The organism is Micromonospora sp. NPDC005806, from assembly GCF_042871425.1.
Taxonomy (GTDB): domain Bacteria; phylum Actinomycetota; class Actinomycetes; order Mycobacteriales; family Micromonosporaceae; genus Micromonospora.
Genome location: NZ_JBIAIL010000019.1, coordinates 1 through 23570, shown reverse-complemented (window position 1 = coordinate 23570; position 23570 = coordinate 1). Strand labels below are relative to the sequence as shown.

General features: G+C 74.8%; 15 protein-coding genes and 1 riboswitch. Of the genes, 5 read left to right on the top strand and 10 right to left on the bottom strand.

The features are described 5' to 3' along the window. Positions 1-145: 145 nt before the first annotated feature. From ACFYOS_RS20135 to ACFYOS_RS20115, 5 genes are read right to left on the bottom strand one after another with little or no spacing between them, the layout of a single operon-like run. Entirely contained in the window at positions 146-1888 is a 1743-nt protein-coding gene (locus ACFYOS_RS20135; RefSeq protein WP_387143540.1) for a hypothetical protein, read from the bottom strand. Then, complete coding sequence (locus ACFYOS_RS20130) at positions 1885-5331, bottom strand: DUF5682 family protein (RefSeq protein ID WP_387143538.1); 3447 nt, start codon at positions 5329-5331, stop codon at positions 1885-1887. Before ACFYOS_RS20130 ends, ACFYOS_RS20135 begins: the two co-directional genes overlap by 4 nt. After that, on the bottom strand, positions 5324-6445 hold the full coding sequence (locus tag ACFYOS_RS20125; protein ID WP_387143536.1) for an AAA family ATPase: 1122 nt from the start codon (positions 6443-6445) through the stop codon (positions 5324-5326). Before ACFYOS_RS20125 ends, ACFYOS_RS20130 begins: the two co-directional genes overlap by 8 nt. Beyond that, positions 6442-11160 carry a hypothetical protein gene (locus ACFYOS_RS20120; RefSeq protein ID WP_387143533.1) on the bottom strand — a complete coding sequence of 1573 codons (4719 nt, stop codon included), beginning with the start codon at positions 11158-11160 and terminating at the stop codon, positions 6442-6444. The genes ACFYOS_RS20125 and ACFYOS_RS20120 overlap by 4 nt, the downstream gene beginning before the upstream one ends. Next, positions 11157-12032 carry a DUF4132 domain-containing protein gene (locus ACFYOS_RS20115; RefSeq protein ID WP_387143530.1) on the bottom strand — a complete coding sequence of 292 codons (876 nt, stop codon included), beginning with the start codon at positions 12030-12032 and terminating at the stop codon, positions 11157-11159. Before ACFYOS_RS20115 ends, ACFYOS_RS20120 begins: the two co-directional genes overlap by 4 nt. Before the next feature lie 625 nt (positions 12033-12657). On the opposite strand from ACFYOS_RS20115, the gene ACFYOS_RS20110 reads away from it, so the two are divergent. Then, positions 12658-14697, top strand: coding sequence for a M4 family metallopeptidase (locus tag ACFYOS_RS20110; protein WP_387143527.1), 2040 nt, complete (start codon positions 12658-12660; stop codon positions 14695-14697). A 102-nt stretch (positions 14698-14799) separates the two neighbouring features. Here ACFYOS_RS20110 and ACFYOS_RS20105 read toward each other — a convergent pair whose 3' ends face one another. From ACFYOS_RS20105 to ACFYOS_RS20095, 3 genes are read right to left on the bottom strand one after another with little or no spacing between them, the layout of a single operon-like run. Further along, a complete protein-coding gene (locus tag ACFYOS_RS20105; RefSeq protein ID WP_387143524.1) occupies positions 14800-15261 on the bottom strand; it encodes a YbaB/EbfC family nucleoid-associated protein in 462 nt (153 codons plus the stop codon). Further along, positions 15258-15968, bottom strand: a complete 711-nt coding sequence (locus tag ACFYOS_RS20100; RefSeq protein WP_387143521.1) for a radical SAM protein — start codon at positions 15966-15968, stop codon at positions 15258-15260. Before ACFYOS_RS20100 ends, ACFYOS_RS20105 begins: the two co-directional genes overlap by 4 nt. Before the next feature lie 52 nt (positions 15969-16020). Beyond that, positions 16021-16911, bottom strand: coding sequence for a helix-turn-helix transcriptional regulator (locus ACFYOS_RS20095; RefSeq protein WP_387143518.1), 891 nt, complete (start codon positions 16909-16911; stop codon positions 16021-16023). 159 nt (positions 16912-17070) lie between these two features. On the opposite strand from ACFYOS_RS20095, the gene ACFYOS_RS20090 reads away from it, so the two are divergent. Further along, the gene (locus ACFYOS_RS20090; RefSeq protein ID WP_387143515.1) at positions 17071-18513 is read left to right on the top strand and encodes an MFS transporter; all 1443 of its coding nucleotides are present in this window, start codon (positions 17071-17073) and stop codon (positions 18511-18513) included. A 133-nt stretch (positions 18514-18646) separates the two neighbouring features. Here ACFYOS_RS20090 and ACFYOS_RS20085 read toward each other — a convergent pair whose 3' ends face one another. Together ACFYOS_RS20085 and ACFYOS_RS20080 are read right to left on the bottom strand one after the other, a co-directional pair. After that, on the bottom strand, positions 18647-19303 hold the full coding sequence (locus ACFYOS_RS20085; RefSeq protein ID WP_387143512.1) for a transglycosylase family protein: 657 nt from the start codon (positions 19301-19303) through the stop codon (positions 18647-18649). Beyond that, positions 19303-19476: riboswitch (cyclic di-AMP (ydaO/yuaA leader) on the bottom strand. Its footprint overlaps the gene before it by 1 nt. Positions 19477-19662: 186 nt before the next feature. Next, entirely contained in the window at positions 19663-21492 is a 1830-nt protein-coding gene (locus ACFYOS_RS20080) for a glycoside hydrolase family 3 protein (RefSeq protein ID WP_387143509.1), read from the bottom strand. A 264-nt stretch (positions 21493-21756) separates the two neighbouring features. Between ACFYOS_RS20080 and ACFYOS_RS20075 the strand changes: the two genes are divergently transcribed. The 3 genes from ACFYOS_RS20075 to ACFYOS_RS20065 are packed head-to-tail and all read left to right on the top strand — an operon-like array spanning position 21757 to position 23370. After that, positions 21757-22233: a winged helix-turn-helix transcriptional regulator gene (locus ACFYOS_RS20075; RefSeq protein ID WP_387143506.1), complete on the top strand. Its 477-nt coding sequence runs from the start codon at positions 21757-21759 to the stop codon at positions 22231-22233. A gap of 38 nt (positions 22234-22271) precedes the next feature. Next, entirely contained in the window at positions 22272-22970 is a 699-nt protein-coding gene (locus ACFYOS_RS20070) for an SDR family oxidoreductase (RefSeq protein WP_387143503.1), read from the top strand. Between the two features lie 40 nt (positions 22971-23010). Next, complete coding sequence (locus tag ACFYOS_RS20065) at positions 23011-23370, top strand: hypothetical protein (protein WP_387143500.1); 360 nt, start codon at positions 23011-23013, stop codon at positions 23368-23370. The last annotated feature ends 200 nt before the right edge of the window (positions 23371-23570 follow it).

Genomic DNA, 23570 nt, shown 5'->3' with positions numbered 1-23570 from the left:
TCGAGAGCTACCGTGCCGGGCAGTTCATCTCGACGAAACATATTGATGGTGCCCGACACTACTGACTTACCTTCAGCGTGTCCATAGCTTTCGTCAGATCCGTGACTACTTTTCTACGAGACAGACGAAAGTGGCTGGCGGATTCCTACCGCCACGCCTCGGCCGTCGCCAGGGCACCGGCGGCCTCCACATAGCAGGCCGCGGTGAGCCATGCCGAGGCGAGCGCCGCCGGGTCACCGTGGGCCAGCCGGCCGAACGCATCCCGCTCCCGGCCCTGCCCCGCCCGGCGCAGCGCGGCCAGCGCTCCGGCCGCCGTCGGGAGCTGGGCGTCCAGCAGCGCCCGGAGATCCCGGTCCGGGTCCGGGATCAGGGCCGTCCGGCCGGCGGCCACCACCCGGCGCAGGTGGTGGGTGAGCAGGTGCAGCGGGGGCCGGGCCGGTTCCGGCGGCGCCGCGCCGGCCGGCTCCGCGGCCGGCAGGTCCGCCCGTTGCAAACGGTCCACGCCGAGGTCGACATGCCCCTCGTAGCGGTGCGGCAGCCAGTCGGCGGCGATCGCAAGGCCGTGCACCCGCCGGGGGCCGTAGAAACGGCCGATCAGGCGCACCGGCCGGCCGGCGGCGTGGTCGACCAGGGCACGGAGGTTCGCCACGTAAGGCAGCACCGGGTCGTCCTGGGGGGCGAGAACCAGGACCGGGCCGGACCGGGACGGCTTATGCAGCAACAGGCCGCGCCGGTCCCCGCCGATCACCCCGTCAAGGAACGCCAGGTCGTGCCCGGCGGGCCGCTCGTGGACCGCCCGCTCCCGCGCGGACAGCCAACGGCCGGCCTGGTCGGCCGGGGGTTCCCGCCACAGCCCGGCCACGGGCTCCGCCCACCAGCCCCGACCGTCGGTCCGCACCGCCCGCACCGCCCGCCCGTGCCCGAGCCGCCGGTCAACCGAGGCGGACGCGTCCGCGGCGAGGATCCCGGCCCGGCTCAGCTCCCGCAGGCTCAGCCGCACCTCCCCCAGGTCGACGGGCGCGTTGGCCGGGTTGCGCGCCGCGCCCGGATCGCCGGGGCGGGCCTGCGCCACGCTCCACACGGTCCCCCGCTGGTCGACCAGGTAGGTCACCGCGCCCACGTGCCCGGTGCGGGTGCGCAGCGGCTCGACGCAGAGGCCGTACAGGCGCAGCTCGCCGACCCCGTGGTAGCCCCGGCGGGCGACCCCGCGGACGGCGACCGGGTTCCCCTGGCCGCTCCGCAGGAGATGGCAGACCAGCAGGGCCTCCCGCAGGTCGTCGGCGAGTTCGGCGAGCCGGAAGTCCGGGGCGGGGCGGCGGGCCGCGCGGAGCTGCTCCACGATCCGGGTGCCGGCCGCCGCCAGCCGGGGCAGGCCGGCGGCCCGGGCCTGGTGGACGGCGCGGAGCAGGTCCGCCTGGAGTACCGCGCCGGCACCCGGCAGGCCGTGCGCCAGCACCCCGGCGACCGCGCCCTCCGTCAGCTCCACCGCCCGCAGCTCGGCCGTGGTGACCGGCCGCTCCTGGTCGCCGTCCGGCGTCACCTGTTCGCCGGGCGACCCGGCCGCCGCGAGGGCCGGGAGCTCCTCCTCGACGGCGGGCGGCGGCTCACCGGCGGGGTCCAGCACCGGGGCGGCGGCGAGCACGGCGGTGCGGTGCAGGCAGCGGGGTGCCAGCAGGCAGGTGCAGACGACCCGATCGGCGGCGTCGACGGGCGCGGTCAGGGTGACCGTGACCTGATCGTCCACGGTGACCACCGCGCCGTCGGCGGTGGCGGTGACCGTCCAGCCCGACACCCTCTCGACGGTCTGGTCCAGCTTGGACCGCAGCCGTCCGGGCAGGGCGGCGACCGCCTCGGCGACGACCTCGGGGGCGACCGCGGGCAGGCTCATCGGACCTGATCTCCGATCCAGCGGGCGAGTTCGGTGGGGCTCAGCGCGGCGACCGGCATCCCGGCCGCCACCAGCTGCCCGGCGACCGCGGTGCTGTAGCGGGGTCGACCCGTGTCGTCGAGGCTGGCGCAGCCGAGCAGTTTCACGCCGTCGTCGGCGAGGGCCCGCACGGCGGCCAGCAGGCCGCCGATGCTGTGCCCCTCCTCGAAGTCGCTGACCAGCACCACCATGGTGCGGGCGGGCGTGGTGACGAGCTGGCGGGCGTAGCGCAGCGCCCCGGCGATGTGGGTGCCGCCGCCGACCCGTACCTCCAGCAGCAGGCTCAGCGGGTCGGTCACCCGGTCGGTGAGGTCGACCACCTCGGTGGAGAAGGTGACGAAGTGGGTACGCAGGCTGGTCACCCCGGCGAGCACCGAGGCGGTCAGGGCCGCCCAGATGGTCGACGGCTCCATCGAACCGGAGACGTCGACGAGCAGGATCACCTGCCAGTCCACGGTCCGCCGGCCGCGGGTGCGGAAGACGATCCGCTCGGGCGTGAGGCGTACCGCGCCGTCGGGGTCGCGGTGCGCGCTGGGCAGGTTGGCGCGCAGGGTGCCGTCGAGGTCGATCCGCCCGCCGGGCCGTCGGGTACGCCGGGGCGTGCCGATGCCGGTCAGCGCCGGCCGTACCCGCCGGGCCAGCTCGGCGGTCAGCTCGGCGACCAGGTGCGCGACCAGCGGGCGCAGCCGGTGCAGGCGCGCCTCGGGCAGCCCGCCAGCCAGGGCGAGGACGGTGTGCAGCAGCTCCACCGAGGGGCGGACCTGATCCGGTGGCACGGCCAGCAACGCGTCGGGGCGGCCCGCCTCGGCGGCCCGGGCCAGCACCTCGTCGCGTACGGCGGTGCCGAAGAGCGTGGTCAGTTCCTCGGCCCAGTCGCGGACCTGCGGATACGCCCGGTCCCGTCCGCCGCCCGACCCGACGGTGTGCGCGCCCTCGCCGCGCCCGGCGCCGTACAGCTCGTCCAGTGCGGTGGCGAGCCGGCGGGCGTCCGGTGGCAGGTCGTCGGCGCGGCGACCGAGCAGCAGCCGCCACCGCTGTGCTTCGGGGATCCGCCGCCCGTCCGCCCGGCCCGGGCCGTCAGCCGTGCCGGCCGGTGCCGGGGCGGACGTCACCGGGGCGGGCGGGGTGAGGCCGAGCGCGGCCAGGGCGTCCCGGCCCGCCTGGTCGACCGCGAGCCAGCCGGCGAGCGTGGCGGGTTCCACGGCGAGGGTGGGCCCGACGTCGCCGATCCGCTGCCGCACGGCGTCCAGGAGCCGGTCCCGGTCGGCGGGGCTGAGCACCTCGAAGCCACCACGCAGCGCGGGTAGCCGCCGGGTGAACCGGTCGTCGTCCCAACCGTCCACGATGTCCAGCAGCGGGGTGAGCGTGTCCCCACCGGCGGCGAGCAGTGCTCCGGCCAGGCTGAGCGCACCGCGCAGCCGGTCCGTGCACTCGGCGCCGGACAGCTCGGTCCAGGAGGCGAGCGCGGTACCGAAGGCGCCCGGCGCCGCGACGCCCACCACCACCCGGACCGCGTGGGCGGCGCCCCGCATCAGCGGGGACCCGTCCCGGGTCAGCCGGGTCAGGGCGTGGTCCAGCCGCAGCAGGTGGCCCGTCTCGTCGGCGTGCCGGGCAAGGGCCAACAGGGCTCGGGCGTCGGCGGGATCGCCGGACCCGGCCAGCCCGTCGACGGCGGCGACGGCGGCGGTGTGCAGCGCGGCCAGCAACTCCTCGAGACCGGGCGGCGGGTCGGGCAGGGCCGGGATGTGCCCCCGGTGCAGCCGGCCGACCAGCGCGACGGCGGCGCCGAGCTCGGCCAGGGTGGCGGTCCGGGTGACGGTGGTCCTCAGGTCGCCGAGCCGGGCGTCGACCGCCTCCGGCAGGCCGCACTCGGCCGCCCGGGCCAGCCCGTCGATCGCCTCGGCGGCGCTCGGCCCGCCGGCGCGGAGCTCCCGACCGCGCTGCCGCGCCAGCAGTCCGGCCGTCGCCTGGGCCAGGGTCACCCCGTGCCGGGCGGCGGCGGCGAGCGCGGCGTCCGTGCCGGGCGTCCAGTGCACGCTCCACCGGGTGGTGAGCGGATCGGGGCCGGCCAGGTCGGCGTCGACCGGCTCGGCGTACGGGATGCGGCAGGCGCGCAGCCGGCGCAGGGCCGTCTCGCGGCGCCGGTCCAGCGGCGAGCGGAGCGGGTCGAGGCGGAGCTGCCGGGGCGGGGCGTCGGGGCCGGGGAGGCGCAGCTCGCGGAGCAGGTCGAGGACGGCCGGGCGAAGGCCGCAGACGGGGGTCTCCGGGCAGGGCCGGCCCCGGCGGTCGCCGACGAGGACGTGGTGCATCGCCGCGGCGACGGCCCGGCCCCGGCCGACCGGCTCCCCCTGGGCCAGGACGGTCTGCAGCGCCTCGACGAGCTCACCTCGGCCGGGCGCGGGCAGGCCGCGCAGCCGGGCCAGGTCGGTGGCGAGCCGGGTGATCTCGGCGGCCTCCACCGGACCGGTGGGGTGGCCCTGCCCGCGCAGCTGCCGGGTGATCTCCACGGCGACGGCGCGCAGCCGCTCCATCAGGTCGGCGGGGTCGCCGCCGCTGTCGTGCACCGCCTGCTGCCAGCGCGGGTCCCGGATGCCGGCCCGGTAGCCGGAGCGCGCGTCGAGCAGGTCGAAGGAGTACGGCACCAGCGAGACGACCGGCGTCGGGCCGGGCGTCCCGGCGGCGGCGTCCCAGGCCGGGTCGTCCAGCCCGGGTCCGTCGCCGGCCAACGCCGGGGCATGGAAGGCACCGACCACGGCGGCCACCCGCCCGGGGGTGGCGGCGAGCCGCCGCCGCATCCACGCCTCCCGGTGCAGGTCCAGCGCCGCCACGCCGCCGCCCGCCTCGGCGTCGGCCCGCAACGCCCAGCCGACCGCCAGGGCGGCCCGGCGCAGCGCCTCCGGCGGGGAGCCGGGGGCGACCGCCTCCACCCACCGGTCCCACAGGTCGTCACCGTCCCGCCCGGTGAGGCCGGCCCGGACGGCGTCGCCGTAGCCGGGCACGCCGCCGGTCGGGTGCCTGTCCGGTCGGCACCGCCAGGCCGGGTCGGTCAGCGGCAGGTCGCAGCAGTACGCGGGGACGCCGCTCCGCCGTGCCCAGCGCAGCGCGGCCAGCTCCGGGGAGAAGTCGGCGAACGGCCAGAAGGCGGGTGGCCCGTCGCCGGCCGCGGCGGCCAGCGCCACCGGGGCGGTGGTCTCCGGATGGGCGAGCCAGTCCAACCAGGGTTGCGTCTCCTCGGGCAGCTCCACCAGCACGGCGTCCGGGGCGGCCGCCTCCAGCAGCGCCGGGACCGCGGCGGCGAGGGCCGGCGAGTGGTGGCGTACGCCTATGAGGACGGTCCGCCCGGCGTCGGCGACCCGCGCGACGGCCGCGCGGGGGTCCTCCCGGACGGCGGAGCGCTCAATCACGCAGCACGTCCCGGTGCTCCCAGAGCTGCCGCCAGATCCGGCCGCCCGCCTCGGCGCGGCGGCGCAGCGCACCGTCCCAGTACGCCAGCAGTCGCGCCTGGTCGGCCGGGTCGTCCTTGCGGACCACCCCGACGAGGTGGCCGGGGAGCAGCGACAGCGGGTCCGGTCCGGGCAGGTACGCCGCCGACAGCCCGATCGACGCGGCCACCGCGACCGCCTCGGCGGTGCTCATCACCGACGAGGGACGTTCCACCTCCCACCCTTCGACCGTGCTGCCGGTCCGCAGGTCCCGGAACGCGGTCACCAGCGTCTCCAGCACCGCCTCGTCCACCGTGTACGACGCGCCGACCCGCTCGATCGCGGCCCGTGCCTGGCGGGACACCAGCGCCACCTCGGCGTCGAAGTCGACGATCGGCGGGACCACCTCGAAGTTGAACCGCCGCTTCAGGGCGGCCGACATCTCGGAGACGCCCCGGTCGCGCAGGTTCGCCGTGGCGATGACCGAGAAGCCGGGGGCGGCGTACGCGACGGCGTCCTCGCCGCCGCCCAGCTCGGGCAGGACGAGGCGGCGGTCGGAGAGGATCGACACCAGGGCGTCCTGCACCTCGGGCAGGCAGCGGGTGATCTCCTCCACCCGGGCGATCGCCCCGGTGGTCATCGCGGTCAGCACCGGCGAGGGCACCAGCGACTCCCGGGACGGGCCCTTGGCCAGCAGGAGGGCGTAGTTCCAGCCGTACCGCAGGTGCTCCTCGGTGGTGCCGGCGGTGCCCTGGACGGCGAGGCCGCTGGTGCCGCAGATCGCCGCGGCGAGCAGCTCGGAGAGCATCGACTTGGCGGTGCCCGGCTCGCCGACCAGCAGCAGCCCCCGCTCGCCCGCCAGCGTCACCACGCACCGCTCCACCAGCGCGCGTTCCCCGACGAACTTGGCGTCGACGGCCCGGCTGCGACCGTCGGGCGCGGTCACCGGACGGCCGGCGGAGCCGGCGATGAAGGTCACCACCGCGCGCGGGGTCAGCCGCCAGCCGGCCGGCCGGGGGCCCGGGTCGGCGGCGGCGAGGAACTCCAGCTCGTCGGCGCACCGGTGCTCGGGCGGGTCGATCTGACGGGCGGTCACGGCTGCTCCTGCAGGTCGAGGTAGCGGGGCGGGTCGCCGGCGGTGACCCGCCGCCAGGCGTGGTGGAACAGGTCGGGCAGGGACCGGTCGACGACCGGCCGGCCGTCCCCGGACGGGTAGAGCGGGCGCTTCCAAGTCTCCAGCGGCACGCGGGGATGCTTGGCGGGTTGCCAGCCGCCGGGGAGGAAGACGCCCCGGCCGGCCCGTTCCCGCTTGGCCGACACCACCAGCCCGGCCTCGACCAGGGCCGCCTGCGCCTGCTTCAGCGCGGCCGGCTTCCACCCGTTCCAGGTGCGCACGTTGACGTCGGTCGGGTCGGGCAGGGCGAGCAGTTGCAGGTAGTAGGCGGCGTGGTCGCGGGCCAGTCCGGTGTGCCCGGCCACCGCGTCCACCAGCTCGGGCACGGCGACCCGGGGGTCCCGGTGATCGCCGACCGCCCCGTCCGGGGTGGCGACCACCGCGTCGAGCCGGGGCGACAGCACCAGCCGCAGTGCCAAGGCCACCCCGTCGTGCTCGCCGACGAAGCCGAGCGCCGGGTCGTCGGGGCCGGTCAGCCGGGCCGGGGCGAGGTGGTGCAGGACGTGGTCCCCGGTGGCGTGGCCGGCCACCAGCACCGGCCCGACGGTCGGCGGCTGGTCGGCCGGGAACCAGGCGGCGCCGACCAGGAGCTTCGGGTTGCGCAGCCGCTCACGCAGCAGGGCCACCGCCCGCGGCAGCGCGGCCCGCAGCGGGTCGCCCCACGGCAGCCGGTACGCCAGCCAGAGCAGCGCGGTGGTCCCCGACGCCAGCCACTCCTCACCGAACGGCGTGCCGGTGGCCGCGGTGGTGCGGACGCGTCCCCAGTCCAGCGTGGTGCTCTCCCCGTCGGTGGTCAGCCAGCTCCCGGGGCCGGGCTCGGCGATCGTCTGCAGCAGCTCGGCCACCCGCCGGGCGGGCAGGATCCGCGCGGCCTCGGTGAGCAGGTGCTCCGGCACGCTCACCCGGGCGCCGCGCAGGGCCAGCCACCGGTCGGCCAGGGCGTCCACGTCCGGCCCGGTTCGCCACAGCTGCGCCGGGTCGGCGGGCATGGCGGCGTCGAGCAGCGCGAGCCGGTCCGCCGGGGACAGGGCACCGAGCGCGGCGCGGCCCAGCTTCGCCTGGGCCATCGTGACGCCGAGCACCCCGCGCTGCTCGAGGGTGAGGAAGTTGGCCTGCCAGTCGGCGAACCCGGGCAGGGCGGCGAGGAGCAGGGCCGCCTCCGCCCGGGTCAGGCCGGTGCGCGCCACCAGCCGGTCCACGCACTCGGCACGCCAGGCCGCGGGCCCCTGGTCGGCGAGCAGCCGGCAGAACGCCCGGATCCGCTCGGCGCCGCGCCAGCCGGCTGCGACGGTCTCCGCCTCGACGGCGACGCCGGTCGGAGGCGTGAACCGCCCGTCGGGGCGCAGTTGCACGGCTCGCCGCCGGTAGCCCACGTACGTCCCCTGGTCCCAGACCCGGTCGTGCTCGGCGAGCAGCACGGTGACCTGGTCGCCGTCGCGCTGGACCTCGACCCGATCGTGCGGCGGCACGTCCGGCTGGCGCACGAGCAGCGTACGCACCGGGCCGTCGGCCAGGGTCGGGTCGGCGAGTGCGGCCAGCAGGGCCCGCAGGGCGTCCCGCTCGGCCGCCCCGGTCACCGGGGAGGCGGCCCGCAGCGCCAGCGCGCCGAGCCCACCGAGCGCGTCCAGCCACTCCGGACAGATCGCCGGCACGCCGTCGGCGGCCCCGCCGCGCAGGACGTCGGCGATCCCCCGCACCTGCGGCAGGATCTCCGTCCGTTGCCCCGCCGCGCCGTAGCGGTAGCGATACACCCGTTGGTCGAGCAGCCCCGCCCAGGCTTCCCGCAGCGCCTCGTCGTGGACGGTGTCGGCCGGCGCCGGCCCGGCGACGGGGTCGGCGGCCAGCAGCGTGGCCAGCTCGCCGAGCCGCCGGCGCAGCCGCACGGCCCGCACCACCAGATCGGCGAGCGCCGAACGCAGCGCGCGGGCAGTGACCTCGGGCAGCACGCTCGCGACCCGGGCGGCTGCCGCCTCGGTGAGGCCGGTGGTGCCGGTCAGCGCCCCGTCGATCGCCAGCAGCCGTTCGGCGTCGGCCGCGGTGAGCCGCCGCAGCCGGGCGGAGCCGCGCTCGTCGCGGGTCCGCAGCGCGTGCCACCAGCCCAGCGGGGGCAGGTAGCGGGAGGGTCCGCCGCGCTCCAGCGGCTGCCGCCCGTCGGCCGTCCACACCGTCCACCGGGGTTCGTCGTTGACCCGCGGCTGCGTGGTGACCGGGAGCAGATCGCCGCCGGGCATGCGGAGGGCGGCGACCAGCCGCTCCGCCCGGGGTGCCCAGTCCGGGGCACCCTCGGGCCGCCAGGTGACCGTCCGCCCGTCGATCGCCTCCCCCAGCTGGGTGCCGTCGGGCAGGGTGACCAGCCGCCAGCCGACCAGGCCGTCCCGGAAGCCCAGCGGGGAGTCGGCGTACCCGGCCGGCGCCGGGCGCAGTTCACCGGCGTCGGGGACCAGCACCGCCCCGTCGGGCAGCGGCGCGGCGAAGAAGGCAGGCAGGCTGTGCCGGCCGGTCTCGCCGGTCGTCGGGTCGTACTCGCGCCAGCGCCACTCGCCCGCGGCGCCGGGCGGCTCGCACCGCCAGTACGCCCGGCCGTCGCCGGCCACCAGGTAGGTCGCCGCGGGACCGCTGGTGTCGCCGGCGTACCAGGGCCGCGAGCCGGTGGTGACCCCACCGTCGGGCAGTGGCAGCGGGAAGGCCCGGCGGCCGAAGAACACCTGCCCGGCGGTCTGGCCGGGTTCGAAGACCGTGTCCGGGTCGGCGGACCAGTAGCCGGCCCGCACCCGACCGCCGTGCCAGTGCACGAGGAGCTGGTCGCCGACCAGCTGGCACCCGGTCTGGGCGTACGAGGTGCGGGCGTACGAGCTGTCCGCGGGCGGGTAGCGGAACAGGTGCTCGGTGGTCGACCCGTCCGGCTCGACCACGTGCGCGACCTGGTTGTCGTGCACCACGAGCTGCGGCCAGGCCGCGCCGAAGCGGCGGCCCAGCTTCCCCGACTCGGCCGCCTCGTACGCCGGCCAGCCGAACTCGACCAGCAGGCCGGCCCGCAGCGTGCGGGCCAGCACGGCCGGCACGTCCACCCGGGCGAGGTCGCCCAGCGCCCGCGGCGCGAGCGCCGCCCCGGCGGGCGAACAGATCCCCACCACCTGGTCCCGCAGGTCGGCCAGCCCCTGCACGGTGCCCGTCGTGGCGACCCGGCTGACCCGCTCGGCCAGCACCTCGGCGAGCACGTCGCGCAGCCCGGCGACGCCGAGCACCTCGGCGACCACCCTGGTGGGAAGCGGCCCGATGCCCCCGTTGCGCCGGTGCAGGTCGGTCAGCGCGTCGACGGCGGCCGCCCCGAGCAGCAGCCGGATGGTCGGGTCGGCCGCGACGGCGGCGAGGTCCCGCCGGCCGGGCTTGTCGTCGTGCGCCCACCTGGTGACGTTGACCTGGTGCGGCTCGACCGCGACCGGCACGCCGCCGGCCAGGCACGCGTCGAGCACGTCGAGGTCGCACCGGTGGGCGGTGCCGGTGCCGAGCGCCACCGGACGCCCCTCGGCGCGCAGCCGCGGCGCGAGCCGTTCGACCGCCGCGACCAGCCGGGCGCTGCGGCGCTGGTGTCCCCGCTCGCGCATGGCCAGCAGCCGCTCCAGCCAGCGGCCCGCCGACGGAACGCCGGGCCCGCCGGCCTGCACGTCGGCCAGGGCGCCGGCGGCGTCCAGCAGGTCCAGCCACGGCTCGGTCAGGTCGGTGGACCAGCCCGGCGGCTCCGGCAGCAGCTCCAGCAGGCGGGCCCGCACGGCAGCGTCCTCGCGCGCGGCCCGCACCAGCGGCTTCCGGTACGCCTTCCAGAAGCCCTCCTGCGCGCGGGCCACCGCCGGGAGCGCCAGCAGCTGGACGATCACCTCGTCGGCCTGTCGCTCCGGGTCCAGGCCGGCGGCCTTCGCCAGCCGCCGCAGGTCGTCGGCCATCCCGGCGTACGGGGGCAGGCCGCCGGCCACCCGGCGCACGGCGAGGGTCCGGACCAGGTCGTACGCCTCGGCGGCGGGACGGCGGGCGGACACGCCGCGGGCGTACTCGGTGAGCATCTTCGCGGTCAGCGCGCCGGCGAAGGCGAACTCCAGGTGCACCTCGCGCAGCCGCTCCTCGTCGACGGTGAGACCGTGCACCTGCTCGGCGCGGCGGGCGTCGGTAAAGCAGCTGCCCGCCATCCGGGTGTTGTCGGCGGCGAGGAAGGCGCGGCCGGCCTGCTCCCAGAAGGTCGGCAGGAAGTGCGGCGCCGCCGCGCCCAGCCGCTCGGCGAGCTGCTGGTAACCGTCCCGGGCGTTGCCGGGCTTGGACATCGCCGTCCGGGCCAGCCGGCTCATGTCCTTGACCAGGGCGAGCGCGTGCCGGCCGTTGGCCGGGTCGTTGACCAGTGCCCAGGCGGGGAAGCCGACGCTCCGACGGCGCGCGGTGCCGACGGGGGTCGGGTCGCCGGCCCGGGTGAAGCCGAGGAACTCCATCGACAGGTCCTCGGCCTCGCCGAGCGCCGTCCCGGCCAGCCGGACCACCGTGCGGCCGGTGAGGGCGGGGTGGGCGTACCGGCGGGCGGTGACCACGTCGGTGCCCGTGTCGGAGCGGTCCCCGGGCAGGATCGCACCCGCCTCCAGCAGTGCCTCGGTCACTTCGGCTCTCCGTCCTCGTCGACGACCCGGCCGGCGTGCAGCGCCGCAGCCATCCGCATCCCTTCCGACCAGGCCACCGGCCCGACATCGGCGGGCCCGACCGCCTCGCCGGACGGGTCGGTGAAGCAGAGCGGTCCCGTCTCGGTCTCCCAGCCCGGGTCGCCGTCGCCGATCCACACGGAGGCGACGACCGGTACGCCGTCCTCCCAGACCTTGAGCGTGGCGGTGCCGCCCTGGACCCGGTAGCCGACCGCCGTCGCGCGCGCCTGCACGTGCCGCAGTTCCTTGTACCGGGCGGCGGCGTACCGGGTGAGTTCGCGGCGGCGGGTGTCCTCGTCGTCGGGTCGCGTCCAGACCTCGCGGAAGAGTTGCAGCGTCCCCTGTCGGACGCCGAGGTCGGCGGCGAACTCGCGGAGGTCGGCCAGGTCCGGCAGGCGTACCGGATGGGGCAGGACGACCTGCGTGGTGGTGAGCCGTCCGGTCTCCCCGTCCAGGTCGACGATGCCGAGTCCCTTGTCGACGTCCGCGTCGCGCAGCAGGCCGGCCCGCTCGGTGTCCCAGTGCCCGGCCTCGTCGACCGGTACGACCACGAGGTCGCGCAGCGGGGCGCGCCAGGCCTGGTCGGCCCACACCTCGCCGATCAGCGCGGTGGGCACCGGCAGCGAGCGGACCAGCCACTGCTCGACCTGCTGGCGGCAGGAGGTCTCGTGGCGGACCAGCCATTCGTTGAGCTGGCGCAGCCCGAGGACCGCCTCGGTGTCGCGGACCGCCTTGGGCAGGCTCCTGAGCACCCTGCCCTGGCGATTGCGCGCCACGATCTTGCCCTCGTCGAGGCTCACCTCGTAGTCGACACCGGCTGCCAGCCAGCCCATGTTGGTCTCCTCCCCGCCGCGCGGTAGGCGGGATTGTGCCACCGGGCACCGACACGGAGTGGATCAGGAGGTGGCGTACCGGTTGACCAAAATTCCGCAGTCGTATGCCCCCGGGAGTCGGCCACGATGAGATATTCATCGATCTTTGCTACTGATTGGTAGTGGACGGAACATCTTGTGGTGACATCCACCAAACGACGACCTCGGCCCTCCGTTCGGCGCCGGTCGGCAACCCGTCCGGCTTGCCCGGGCCGGCATCTTTGACCGAGGACGAAGATGCGCCATCCGCACAGCGCGGCAATAGCGGCGAACCGACCGGGCGGCCGTCCAATGAGGAGCAGGTTAGCCCTGATCAGCGCCTATAGAAGATCGTAGCTTCCTTAATTCGCGGTGACGGCGCGACGACCGAGCGGAGTCGGTTGCCCGGGTCACCCATTGATCCCGGCCGAAGGCCGTGTGATTGTGCACCAACGAGTCGCCGACCCCCGGCGACCCGGACGGTCGATCTGTCGAACCGGGGCCACGCCGGCAGTCCCGGAGACCGGCCGTCACCCGCCTCCCTGCACCGCGCCGCACGCCCCCACCGGGCTCCGTGCTGCGCGCCTAGGAACAGGAGCACACCCCCTTGAAGCTCTCACCCCGCCTCGCCGCGCTATCCGGCGCGGCCGCGGCCGGCCTGATCGCCGCCGGCACCGCCGCGGCCGTGCAGGCCGCGCCCCCCAGTCCCGTTCCCGACGCCGCCCAGGCCCGCGCGCTCGCCGCCAGGTCGGCCAGCGCCCTGGTCGCCAGCCGCCCCGCCTACCTGCACGCCAGCGCCGACGAGGCGTTCGTGCAGAAGCAGGTCATCTCCTCCGAGGGCACCCAGTACGTCGCCTACGACCGCACCTACAAGGGCCTCCCGGTCACCGGTGGTGACTTCGTGCTGGCGACTGACGCCGGCGGCAACCTGAAGTACGCCTCGGTCGCCCAGCAGCAGGCCATCGGCAACCTCGCCACCACGCCGAAGCAGACCTCGGCCGCCGCCGAGAAGACCGCCCGGGCCCAGCTCAAGACGGTCACCGCCGTCGAGGGCACCAACCTGGTCGTCTACACCCTCGGCGCCAAGCCGGCGCTGGCCTGGGAGAGCACGGTGCGCGGCACCAACGCCGACGGCCCGAGCCGGCTCACCGTCGACGTCGACGCCCTCACCGGCGAGGTCCTGCGGACGCAGGAGCACGTGATGCGCGGCACCGGCACCGGCGCGTGGAACGGGCCGAGCCCGCTCACCCTCAACACCACGTTGTCGGGCAGCACGTACTCCATGAAGGACCCGTCGCTCACCAACCTGAGCTGCCAGGACGCGGCCACCAACACCACGTTCACCGGCTCGGACGACGTCTGGGGCAACGGCACCGCCACCAACAAGGAGACCGGCTGCGTCGACGCCCTGTTCGGCGCGCAGACCGAGCACAAGATGCTCTCGGCCTGGCTGGGCCGCAACGGGGCGGACGGCAACGGCGGCTACTGGCCGCTGCGGGTCGGCCTGAACGACCAGAACGCCTACTACGACGGCACCCAGGTCCAGATCGGCAAGAACACCGCCGGTGGGTGGATCGGCTCGCTCGACGTCGTCGCCCACGAGATCGGCCACGGCATCGACGACCACACCCCGGGCGGCATCTCCGGCAGCGGCACCCAGGAGTTCGTCGCCGACACCTTCGGCGCGGCCACCGAGTGGTACGCCAACGAGCCGTCCACCTACGACGCTCCCGACTTCCTGGTCGGCGAGAAGATCAACCTGGTGGGCAGCGGCCCGATCCGCAACATGTACAACCCGTCGGCGCTGGGCGACCCGAACTGCTACTCCAGCAGCATCCCGACCACCGAGGTGCACGCCGCGGCCGGCCCCGGCAACCACTGGTTCTACCTGCTGGCCATGGGCAGCAACCCGACCAACGGCCAGCCGACCAGCACGACCTGCAACGGCAGCACCGTGACCGGCCTCGGCATCCAGAAGGCCATCAAGATCATGTACAACGCGATGCTGCTGAAGACCACGTCGTCGTCGTACCTGAAGTACCGCACCTGGACGCTGCAGGCGGCGAACAACCTCTACGGCAGCACCGGCTGCACCGAGTTCAACACCGTCAAGGCCGCCTGGGACGCGGTCAGCGTGCCGGCCCAGACCGGTGACCCGACCTGCTCCGGCACCACCACCCCGCCGCCGACCGGCTCCTGCTCCGGGCAGAAGCTGGCCAACCCCGGCTTCGAGTCCGGCAACGTGAGCTGGAGCGCCACCTCCGGCGTCATCACCACCGACGCCGGCCAGGCCGCGCACGGCGGCTCGTGGAAGGCGTGGCTGGACGGCTACGGCACCACCCACACCGACACCCTGTCCCAGTCGGTGGCGATCCCGTCCGGCTGCCGGGCGACGCTGACCTTCTGGCTGCACATCGACACCGCGGAGTCGACGACGACCACCGCCTACGACAAGCTGACCGTCAAGGCGGGCAGCACCACCCTGGCCACCTACTCGAACCTCAACAAGGCCACCGGCTACCTGCAGAAGTCCTTCGACATCTCGTCGCTGGCCGGCACCACCGTGAGCATCTCGTTCAGCGGCGTGGAGGACAGCTCCCTGCAGACCTCCTTCGTCGTCGACGACACGGCGGTCACCCTGTCCTGAGCACCACCGGAGCGGCCGGTCGTCGTCCTCCCGACGACCGGCCGCTTCGTCGTGTCAGTCGTAGAGGGCGGTGCCCTGTCGTGGGCTGGCGGGAGCCTGAGGTCAGGCGGGCCGCTCCGCCGGGGCGGCGGCGTCCCCGCTCCGGTTGAGGCGGGCGACCACGCCCTCCATCGCCTGGCTGAACATCTCCATCTGCCGCACCGACTGCTCCGGCAGGCCGCCGAGCCGCGCGGCGAGGGCGTCGACGTCGGCCCGCGCCGAGGCGCTGACCTGCGCGTCGAGCTCGGCGAGGGCGGCGTTGGCCGCCGCCACCACGTGCCCGCAGACGGTCTCCCAGCCGGTCCCGGCCAGCGCCGGGTCGACGGTGACGGACTCCAGCCGGCCACCCTGGACGGCCACCGCGCGGACCTGGCCGTCGGCGGCGGTGCCCTCGGCGCGTAGCAGCTCGCCCGGCTCGCCGTCGGCGTGCCCACCGGCCCGCGAGCGCATGGACGACAGCGCCTGCTGGGTCTGGGTGAGCAACTCGTCGAGGCTCGCGGCCGCGGAGAACGGGTCGTTGGTCATAGCCGCGCTTTCTTCACGTCTTTCCGGAGCACCGTGACGATAGCAACCGGTCCGACGGCGACGCGGTCCACACCGCTCAGAACGTCCGCCGGTACAGCGAGGTCGGCGTCTGAGAAGCTGTGCGACAGGTTCTGCACGTACAGCTCGTCGACGCCGATCCGGCCGAGCAGCCGGACCAGCTCGGGCAGCTCGGCGACGGTGTCCCGCATCGCGACGAAGACGACCCGGAGCCACGGGGTGTCGCTGCCCCCTGCCCGCTTCGCCGCGACCAGGCCGGCCAGGTTCGCCACCACCGTGTCGAAGTCCGCCCCGTCGCGCACCCGCTGGTACGCCTCGGCATGGGCACCGTCGAGCGAGACGTGCATCCAGTCCACCCCGCTGGCCACCAGCTCCTCCGCCCGCCGCCGGGTCAGCAGCGTGGCGTTGGTGTTGAACCCGACGTAGATGTCCCGCTCGACCGCCGCCGCGATCATCTCCATCAGGTACGGCGACAGCAGCGGCTCGCCGAGCCCCTGGAGGGTGAGCCGCCGCAGGGCGGGCAGGTCCTCCACCAGCCGATGGAACAGCTCCGGCCGCATCGCGCCGGCCAGCTTGTTGACCGGCGGCCGATACCGGACCAGGCACATCAGACAACGCAGGTTGCAGGCGGAGGTGACCTCCAGTTGGAGGTTCGTCGGCAGCGGCGGATCGTCGACGGCGACCGGCATGCCCCCGGTTGCCCCGCGGCGACCGGGGCAAACCACCCCGCCCGCCGTCGGGTCACGCCCGCTGGCGCACGGCGAGCGTCTCCGCGCCGAGGTCCGCTTGGAGCAGGCGGAGCGCGGCCTCGGCCGGCGAGCCGACCGCCGCCGGGTAGGTCATCAGCCGGTGGCCGGCGTCCCCGGGCAGGTGCAACATCTCGAAGTCGAGGTCGAACTCCCCCACCACCGGATGCCGGAGCCGCTTGGTGCCGGAGACGCAGGTCTGCACCGGGTGCCGGGACCAGAGGGCGGCGAAGGCCGGGCTCTTCATCGACAGCTCGCCGATCAGCTCGGCGAGCTCCCGGTCGTCGGCGTGCCGGCCGGCCACCAGCCGCAGCGCGGCGACCGCCCGGGCCGCCTCCTCCTCCCAACGGACGTGCAGGTCACGGGTGTGCGGGTCGAGGAAGAGCATCCGGGTCAGGTTGGGCCGGTCCACCGGCCGGTCCGGGGCGTCGGGATCGAGGTGGCCGGCGAGGAGCCGGTGCGCGAGGGAGTTCCAGGCCAGCACCTCGGTACGCCGGCCGAGCACCAGCGCCGGCACCTCGGTCATCGCCGCGATCAGCTGCCGTACTCCCTGGCTGGCGGTGTCGGGGCGGGCCGGCCGGCGACGCCGGCCCGGGCGGGGGCGGGCCAGGTCGTGCAGGTGGGCACGCTCGTCGTCGGTGAGCCGCAGTGCCCGGGCCAGCGCCTCGATCACCGCGTCCGACGCGTTGCCGCTCTGCCCCTGCTCCAGCCGGGTGTAATAGGTGATACTCACCCCCGCCAGCTGGGCCAACTCCTCCCGCCGCAGTCCGGGGACCCGTCGTGCGCCGTACGAGACGACGCCGACGTCCTCGGGGGCGAGCCGGGCGCGCCGGCTGCGCAGGAATTCTCCGAGCTCCCCGGCTCCCGGGCGGTGCGGTGCGTGCATCGGCCCATCATGCCCGGCCCGGTGCGCCGTTGCCTGTCCCTATGGGTGCCAGGCAGCCGCAGACCAGGCGGTGCAGGGTCCTGGCTGGCGGCGCCGGCCGGGCCGACGGTGGTCGCGGGTCGCTCCTGGGCGACCCGGCTACCTGAGAGAGGATCTCCGATGACCCGTCTGGACTCCCCCGCCGTCGCGCCGTACCCGGTGCCGACCCGGCGGCCCGGGCTCGCGTTGGCCGTGCTGCTCACCGCGAGCTTCACGCTGGCCGTGGACTTCTCGATCCTGACCGTCGCGCTGCCGGTGATCGGCCGGGATGTCGGGTTCGGGCTGGACACGCTGCAGTGGATCACCACCTCCTTCGCCCTCTGCGCGGCCGGGTTCACGCTGCTGTTCGGCCGGATCGCCGACCTGTTCGGCCGGCGCCGGCTGTTCCTCGCCGGCATCGCGCTGCTCGGCGTCTCGTCGCTGGTGGGCGGGCTGGCCATCGCCCCGGGAATGCTGATCGCGGCACGGGTCGCCCAGGGCCTGGCCACCGCTGCGGTCGTCCCGGCGGCGTTGTCGCTGCTGACCACCGCGTTCCCGGAAGGACCGGCACGAGACCGGGCGCTCGGCCTCAACGGCGCGCTGATGGCCGCGGGCTTCACCACCGGGGCGATCGTCGGTGGCCTGCTGACCGACCTGTTGAGCTGGCGGTGGGCGTTCTTCGTCAACGTGGTGGTGGCGGTCGCGGTGCTGGCCCTGGCGCCGCTGGTCCTGGCGGAGAGCCGGCCACCCCGGCGGCCCCGGCTCGACCTGCCCGGTTCGGTCACCGTCACCGCCGGGCTGCTGGCGATCGTGTACGGGTTGACGGCCGCCGGTGAACACGGCTGGACCGACCGGCGGGCCCTGGCGGCGCTGGCCGTGGGGGCGGTGCTGCTGGTCGCGTTCGGGGCGGTGGAACGGCGGGTCGACGCGCCGCTGGTGCCGGCGGCGGTGCTGCGTCGGCCGACCGTACGGTGGGGCAACCTGCTCGGCCTGCTCGCCTTCGCCACCGAGACGTCCCTGGTGTTCCTGCTCACCCTCTACCTGCAGTCGGTGCTCGGTTTCCCGCCGCTGGTCGCCGGCGGCTCCTTCGCCGTCCTCGGCGTCGGCACGGTGCTCGGCGGCATGCTGGGGCCTCGACTGGTGACCGCATGGGGCGGCCGGCGGACCATCGTGGCCGGCTTCCTGGCGCAGGCCGCCGCAACCGCGCCGCTGTGCCTGCTCGGGCCCGACCGGGGATGGATGGCCGTGCTGCTCGTCACCACGTTCCTCGGCGGGGTGGCCAACCTGGTGGTGATCGTCGGCTTCATGGTGACCGCGACGTCCGGCCTGCCCGACGGCGAGCAGGGCCTGGCGACCGGCATCGCCACACTGAGCCAGCAGGTGGGGATCACTGTCGGCACGCCGGTCATGTCCGCGGTGCTGGCCGCGGTCGTGCACGGCCTAGGCACCGAGGGCGCCGGGGCGGTGTTGCGCGGGGTCACCACCGCCGTCGGGGTGAACGCCGGCCTCTGCCTGCTCGGCGCCGGGCTCGCCGCGCTCCTGCTCCCCCGGCTCCAGCCTGCCGGTCGGGCGACCGTGGACTGAGCGGCGTGGTGGCGCGGGATGAGACGCGCGGAACGCCCGACCGGTCTCCCGGTCGGGCGTTCCGCGGACCGCCGGGGAGGTCGGTCCGGTGGTGCGTTCCGCGGACCGCCGGGGAGGTCGGTCCGGTGGTGCGTCAGCGCAGGCGCAGCTGCTGGCCCGGGAAGATCAGACCAGGGTTGGCACCGACCACGCGCTTGTTGCGCTCGTACAGCGCGTGCCAGCCGCCGGCGACCTTGTGCACGCCGGCGATCTCGGACAGCGTGTCACCGCGCTTGACCACGTAGGTGCTGCCGCCGCCCGCGCTCGGCGCGGTACGCCGGTGTTTGCGGGTGGTCGGCCGGTCGCTCCGCGACCGGTCCTTCGTGGCCTTCTTGTGCGACTTCTTCGAACCCGAGCCCGGCTTGGCCGAGTAGTGCTTGGTCGAACCGGCCTTCTTGCCGCAGACCGGCCAGGCACCGATGCCCTGACCGTCGAGCACCTTCTCGGCGATGGCGATCTGCTCGCTGCGGCTGGCGAGGTCGGCGCGGCCGGCGTACTTCTGCCCGCCGTGGCCGTTCCAGGTGCTCCTCGAGAACTGGAGCCCGCCGTAGTAGCCGTTGCCGGTGTTGATGTGCCAGTTGCCGCCGGACTCGCACTGGGCGATGGCGTCCCAGTTCACGCTGGACGCACTGGCCGGGGCGGCCGGACCGAGGATGGCGGCGGCACCGGTGGCCGCGCCGACGACGAGCGCCCCGACGGCGATCCGACGCTGAGTGGTCCGGCGGTGACGGGCGACGTGTTCACTTGCCATGTGGTTTTCCTCCACGCCGACGAGGTGAGCTGTCGGGTTCGGGCCGAGGAGCCCGGCCGCCGGACGGCGGCTTCACCCCGAGGTGTCGAGCACCGAGGAACGAGTGGGTCCCCCGCTCCCGCCTGAGGTCCAGGTCCCGACAGGCCGGCGGCGGGATTAGGCGTTGCCGGCCCGTGGTGTCCGCGATCGCGAACGGAGACGACGTTAGGGACGGTTTGGGACGATCGCCCACTTCTTGTGAAGTTCTTCACCCGGCCGAGCGACGGCCTCCCGTTTCGAGTTGCGGGCGGACCCGACATGCCTTACACGCGGACACATCACCCACAGTGGCCGTCCACGCCGGCTCCGCACGCGTCCCTTCAGTACGTCAGTCCGTAGCGCTGCGGGAAGAGCGGAACCTGCCCGTCGCCGGCGTTGATGGGTTGCTGGCTGACCGAGTTCATCCAGGTCATCGGCAGTTTGCCGGTGGGCGCGTAGCCGCCGAAGAGGACGTCGGCCACCCCTGCGCCCTCGGTGCCGGGCAGCCAGGAGGCAAGCAGCGCGGTCCAGTTCGGCAGCTCCGCCGCGACGTCCAGCGGTCGGCCGGAGACCAGCACCACGATCACCGGCACGCCGGCCTTACGCAGCGTCGAGATGGTGCGCAGGTCCTCCCGGTCCAGGCTCATGCTGCCGGTGCGGTCGCCCTGCCCCTCGGCGTACGGCGTCTCGCCCACCACGGCGACCGCGGCCCGGTAGGTGCTGTCGATGCCGGTGCCGCGTTGGTTGTAGGTGACCGTCGTGGTCGGACCGACGGCGGCGCGGATGCCCTGCAGGATCGTGGTGCCGGGGGTGATGTTGCCCGACGAGCCCTGCCAGGAGATGGTCCAGCCGCCGCTCTGGTTGCCGATGTTGTCGGCGTTCTTGCCGGCCACGAAGATCTTGTTGTTGTCGCGGGCCAGCGGCAGGATGCCGGCGTTGTTCTTCAGCAGCACCTGGGACTGGCGCACGGCCTGCCGGGCGAGCGCCCGGTGCGCCGCGCTGCCGACCGTCGGGGTCCAGCTCCGGTCGGTGTACGGCCGCTCGAAGAGCCCGAGTTCGAACTTCTTGGTGAGGATGCGCCGGTTGGCGTCGTCGATCCGGCTCATCGGCACGTGCCCGTTCTGCACCTCGGCGCGCAGGGTGCTGATGAAGGTCTTCCAGGCGGTGGGGACCATCACCATGTCGATGCCGGCGTTGATCGCCGTGCTGACCTCGGCGGCGGTGAAGCCGGCGGTGCCGTCGATCTGGTCGATGCCGTTCCAGTCGGACACGACGAAGCCGGAGAAGCCCAACTCTCCCTTGAAGACCGTGGTGATCAGGTACTGGTGGCCGTGCAGCTTCACGCCGTTCCAGCTGCTGTAGGAGATCATCACCGAACCGACGCCGCGCTGCACCGCGGCCTGGAACGGCGGCAGGTGGATGGCCCGCAGGTCGGCCTCGCTGAGCTGGGTGTTTCCCTGGTCGTCGCCACCGGTGGTGCCGCCGTCGCCGACGTAGTGCTTGGCGGTGGCGAGCACCGAGGTAGGCCCGCCGAGGGTGCTGCCCTGCAGGCCCGTGACCAGGGTGGACAGGCTCGACACCAGGTCCGGGGTCTCGCCGAACGACTCGTAGGTGCGGCCCCACCGGTCGTTGCGGGCGACGCAGAGGCAGGGGGCGAAGTTCCAGTCGACGCCGGTGCCGGAGATCTCCTCGGCGACGACCTGGCCGATCTGCTGCACCAGGGCCGGGTCCCGGGTCGCACCGAGCCCGATGTTGTGCGGGAAGATCGTCGCGCCGAACACGTTGTTGTGCCCGTGCACGGCGTCCGCCCCGTAGATCATCGGGATGCCGAGCGGGGTGGCGAGGGCGGCCTGCTGGAAGTTGTCGTACATGTCGGCCCAGGACGTGGCGGTGTTCGGCGAGGGCGCGGAGCCGCCGCCGGAAAGGATCGAACCGAGCCGGTAGCGGGTGAGGTCGGCGGCGGTGACCGAACCGCGCTCGGCCTGGGTCATCTGGCCGATCTTCTCGTCCAGGGTCATCCGGGCCAGCAGGTCGGCGACGCGGGTGGCGACGGGGAGCGTGGGGTCCTGGTACGGCAGACCGGCCGCGGCGGCCGGCGCGGGCGCGGCCAGGGCGGTGACCGCGACGAGGAGCAGGACGACGGCGACGGGATGGTGGGGGCGACGGGTCACGGGTCGCTCCTTTCGGAGGAACACTGAGGCCGTTGTCGGCACCCTACGCCCGACAACATCGACTGTGAACAATCCATGGCGGTTCCGGAACCGCCGGGCCGCCCGGCACCGGGGCGGGCTACCGCGAGCAGGGTTCGCGCAAGCTCGACCGGTACGGCTGCTGCGCCGGTCAGGTGTGAGGCGGGGGTATTCCCGCGCGCCGGCACGCCTGGCGTGAGATTGCTGACTTTTGTTTCCCTAAGTCAGCCGGGTAGCGTCATTGGCATGGCCGACTTTCTCGCGCAGCGTGACACCTGGTCCACCGCCAACTGCTCGATCGCCCGCGCGCTCGACGTGGTGGGCAACCGGACCACCCTGCTCCTGCTGCGCGAGGCATCGTTCGGCACCCGGCGCTTCGACGACTTCGCCCGCCGGGCCGGGGTCAGCGAGCCGGTGGCCGCCGCCCGGCTCAAGCAGCTCGTCGCCGACGGGCTGCTGGAACGGCGGCCCTACCGGCAGCCGGGCCAGCGCACCCGGGACGAGTACGTGCTCACCCCCAAGGGGCGGGACCTGCTGCCGGTGCTCGCCGCCCTGCGCCAGTGGGGCGACGCGTACGCCGTCGACGAGACCGGCCCGTCGGTCCGGGTGGCCCACCACGACTGCTGCGCCGCGGTGCACGTGCGGCTGCGCTGCGAGGCCGGACACGACGTGCCGCCCGGCGAGGTGGACGTGCTGCCGGGCCCGGGCCTGCTGCCGTCCTGACCGCCTGCCCTTTCCTTCCACACCCTCAGGAGTGAGACATGAAGATCGCTGGACGCGCCGCCCTGGTCACCGGGGCAAACCGGGGCTTCGGCCGGCACCTGGCCGCCGAACTGCTGGCCCGGGGCGCCACCGTCTACGCCGGCGCCCGCAACCCCGAGAGCGTCGACCTGCCCGGCGTCACCCCGGTGCTGCTGGACATCACCGACCCGGCCTCGGTCGCGGCGGCGGCGAAGCTGGCCGGTGATGTCACCCTGCTGGTCAACAACGCCGGGGTGAGCACCGGGGCGGATCTGCTCGAGGGCGACCTGGCGCAGATCCGGCTGGAGATGGAGACCCACTACCTCGGCACGCTGTCCGTGGTGCGCGCCTTCGCCCCGACGATCGCGGCCAACGGCGGCGGGACGATCCTGAACATCCTCTCCGCCCTGTCGTGGATCACGTTCCCGCAGGTCGGGGCGTACAGCGCGGCCAAGGCCGCCGAGTGGTCGATGACCAACACGCTGCGCACGCAGCTCGCCGACCGGGGCGTCCGCGTGGCCGGCCTGCACGTCGGCTACATGGACACCGACATGACCGCCCGGGTGACCGCGCCGAAGTCCGACCCGGCCGACATCGCCCGGATCGCCGTGGACGGCATCGAGGCGGACCGCTACGAAATCATCGCCGACGAGACCTCCCGTCAGGTTCTCGCCGGCCTGTCCGGCGGGGCCGCCGCCCTCTACCCCGACCTGCCCTGACGGGGCGCGGCGCGGCGGCGCCAGGGGCACAATGGACACCGTGCGACAGGGGTACGCCCACCAGGCCGTCCTGGACATGGCGCCGGACGCGGACGAACGCGCGCCCGGGGCGGCCGGCACCGTGGCCCTGTGCGGCCACTGGGAGCACGAACCGCCCTGCCCGGTCGCGGCGCACCACACCCGGGCGGAGCGGGAGGGCGACGTGGTGCGCCTGCGCATCCTCTTCGCCACCGAGCCGCACCTCGAAACCGGGGTGCGGGAGGGCATCGACCGGGCGTTGGGGCGCGGCGAGCTCGTCGGCCCGGACGGCGGGACGACCCGCTGGCAGCTGCTGGGCAGTGGGATGCGCGAGCCGTCACCCGACGAAGCGGCACACCTGGAGCAGCTGATCCACGGCTGACCGGCCCGCCCGCGCGTGGCAGGACGCCAGGGCCCGGCGGAGCGGTCGCGAGCGGTCCGCCGGCCGTGGCGCACGGGCCACGGCCGGCGGACCTCGTCGGCGAGGCCTAGACGAGTAAGTCCTAAGCGTGGTCAGTGGTCGTAGGCGATCAGTGACCTGGTGAGGGGTGCTCCGTTGGCCCTGTTGTGCCAGATCGCGGC

Bases quoted from the DNA above. Each gene is read 5' to 3' on its own strand.
- ACFYOS_RS20070 (WP_387143503.1), top strand. From the start codon at position 22,272: ATGAAGATCGCTGGACGCGCCGCCCTGGTCACCGGGGCAAACCGGGGC.
- ACFYOS_RS20090 (WP_387143515.1), top strand. From the start codon at position 17,071: ATGACCCGTCTGGACTCCCCCGCCGTCGCGCCGTACCCGGTGCCGACC.
- ACFYOS_RS20095 (WP_387143518.1), bottom strand. From the start codon at position 16,911: ATGCACGCACCGCACCGCCCGGGAGCCGGGGAGCTCGGAGAATTCCTG.
- ACFYOS_RS20100 (WP_387143521.1), bottom strand. From the start codon at position 15,968: ATGCCGGTCGCCGTCGACGATCCGCCGCTGCCGACGAACCTCCAACTG.
- ACFYOS_RS20115 (WP_387143530.1), bottom strand. From the start codon at position 12,032: ATGGGCTGGCTGGCAGCCGGTGTCGACTACGAGGTGAGCCTCGACGAG.
- ACFYOS_RS20135 (WP_387143540.1), bottom strand. From the start codon at position 1,888: ATGAGCCTGCCCGCGGTCGCCCCCGAGGTCGTCGCCGAGGCGGTCGCC.
- ACFYOS_RS20105 (WP_387143524.1), bottom strand. From the start codon at position 15,261: ATGACCAACGACCCGTTCTCCGCGGCCGCGAGCCTCGACGAGTTGCTC.
- ACFYOS_RS20085 (WP_387143512.1), bottom strand. From the start codon at position 19,303: ATGGCAAGTGAACACGTCGCCCGTCACCGCCGGACCACTCAGCGTCGG.
- ACFYOS_RS20075 (WP_387143506.1), top strand. From the start codon at position 21,757: ATGGCCGACTTTCTCGCGCAGCGTGACACCTGGTCCACCGCCAACTGC.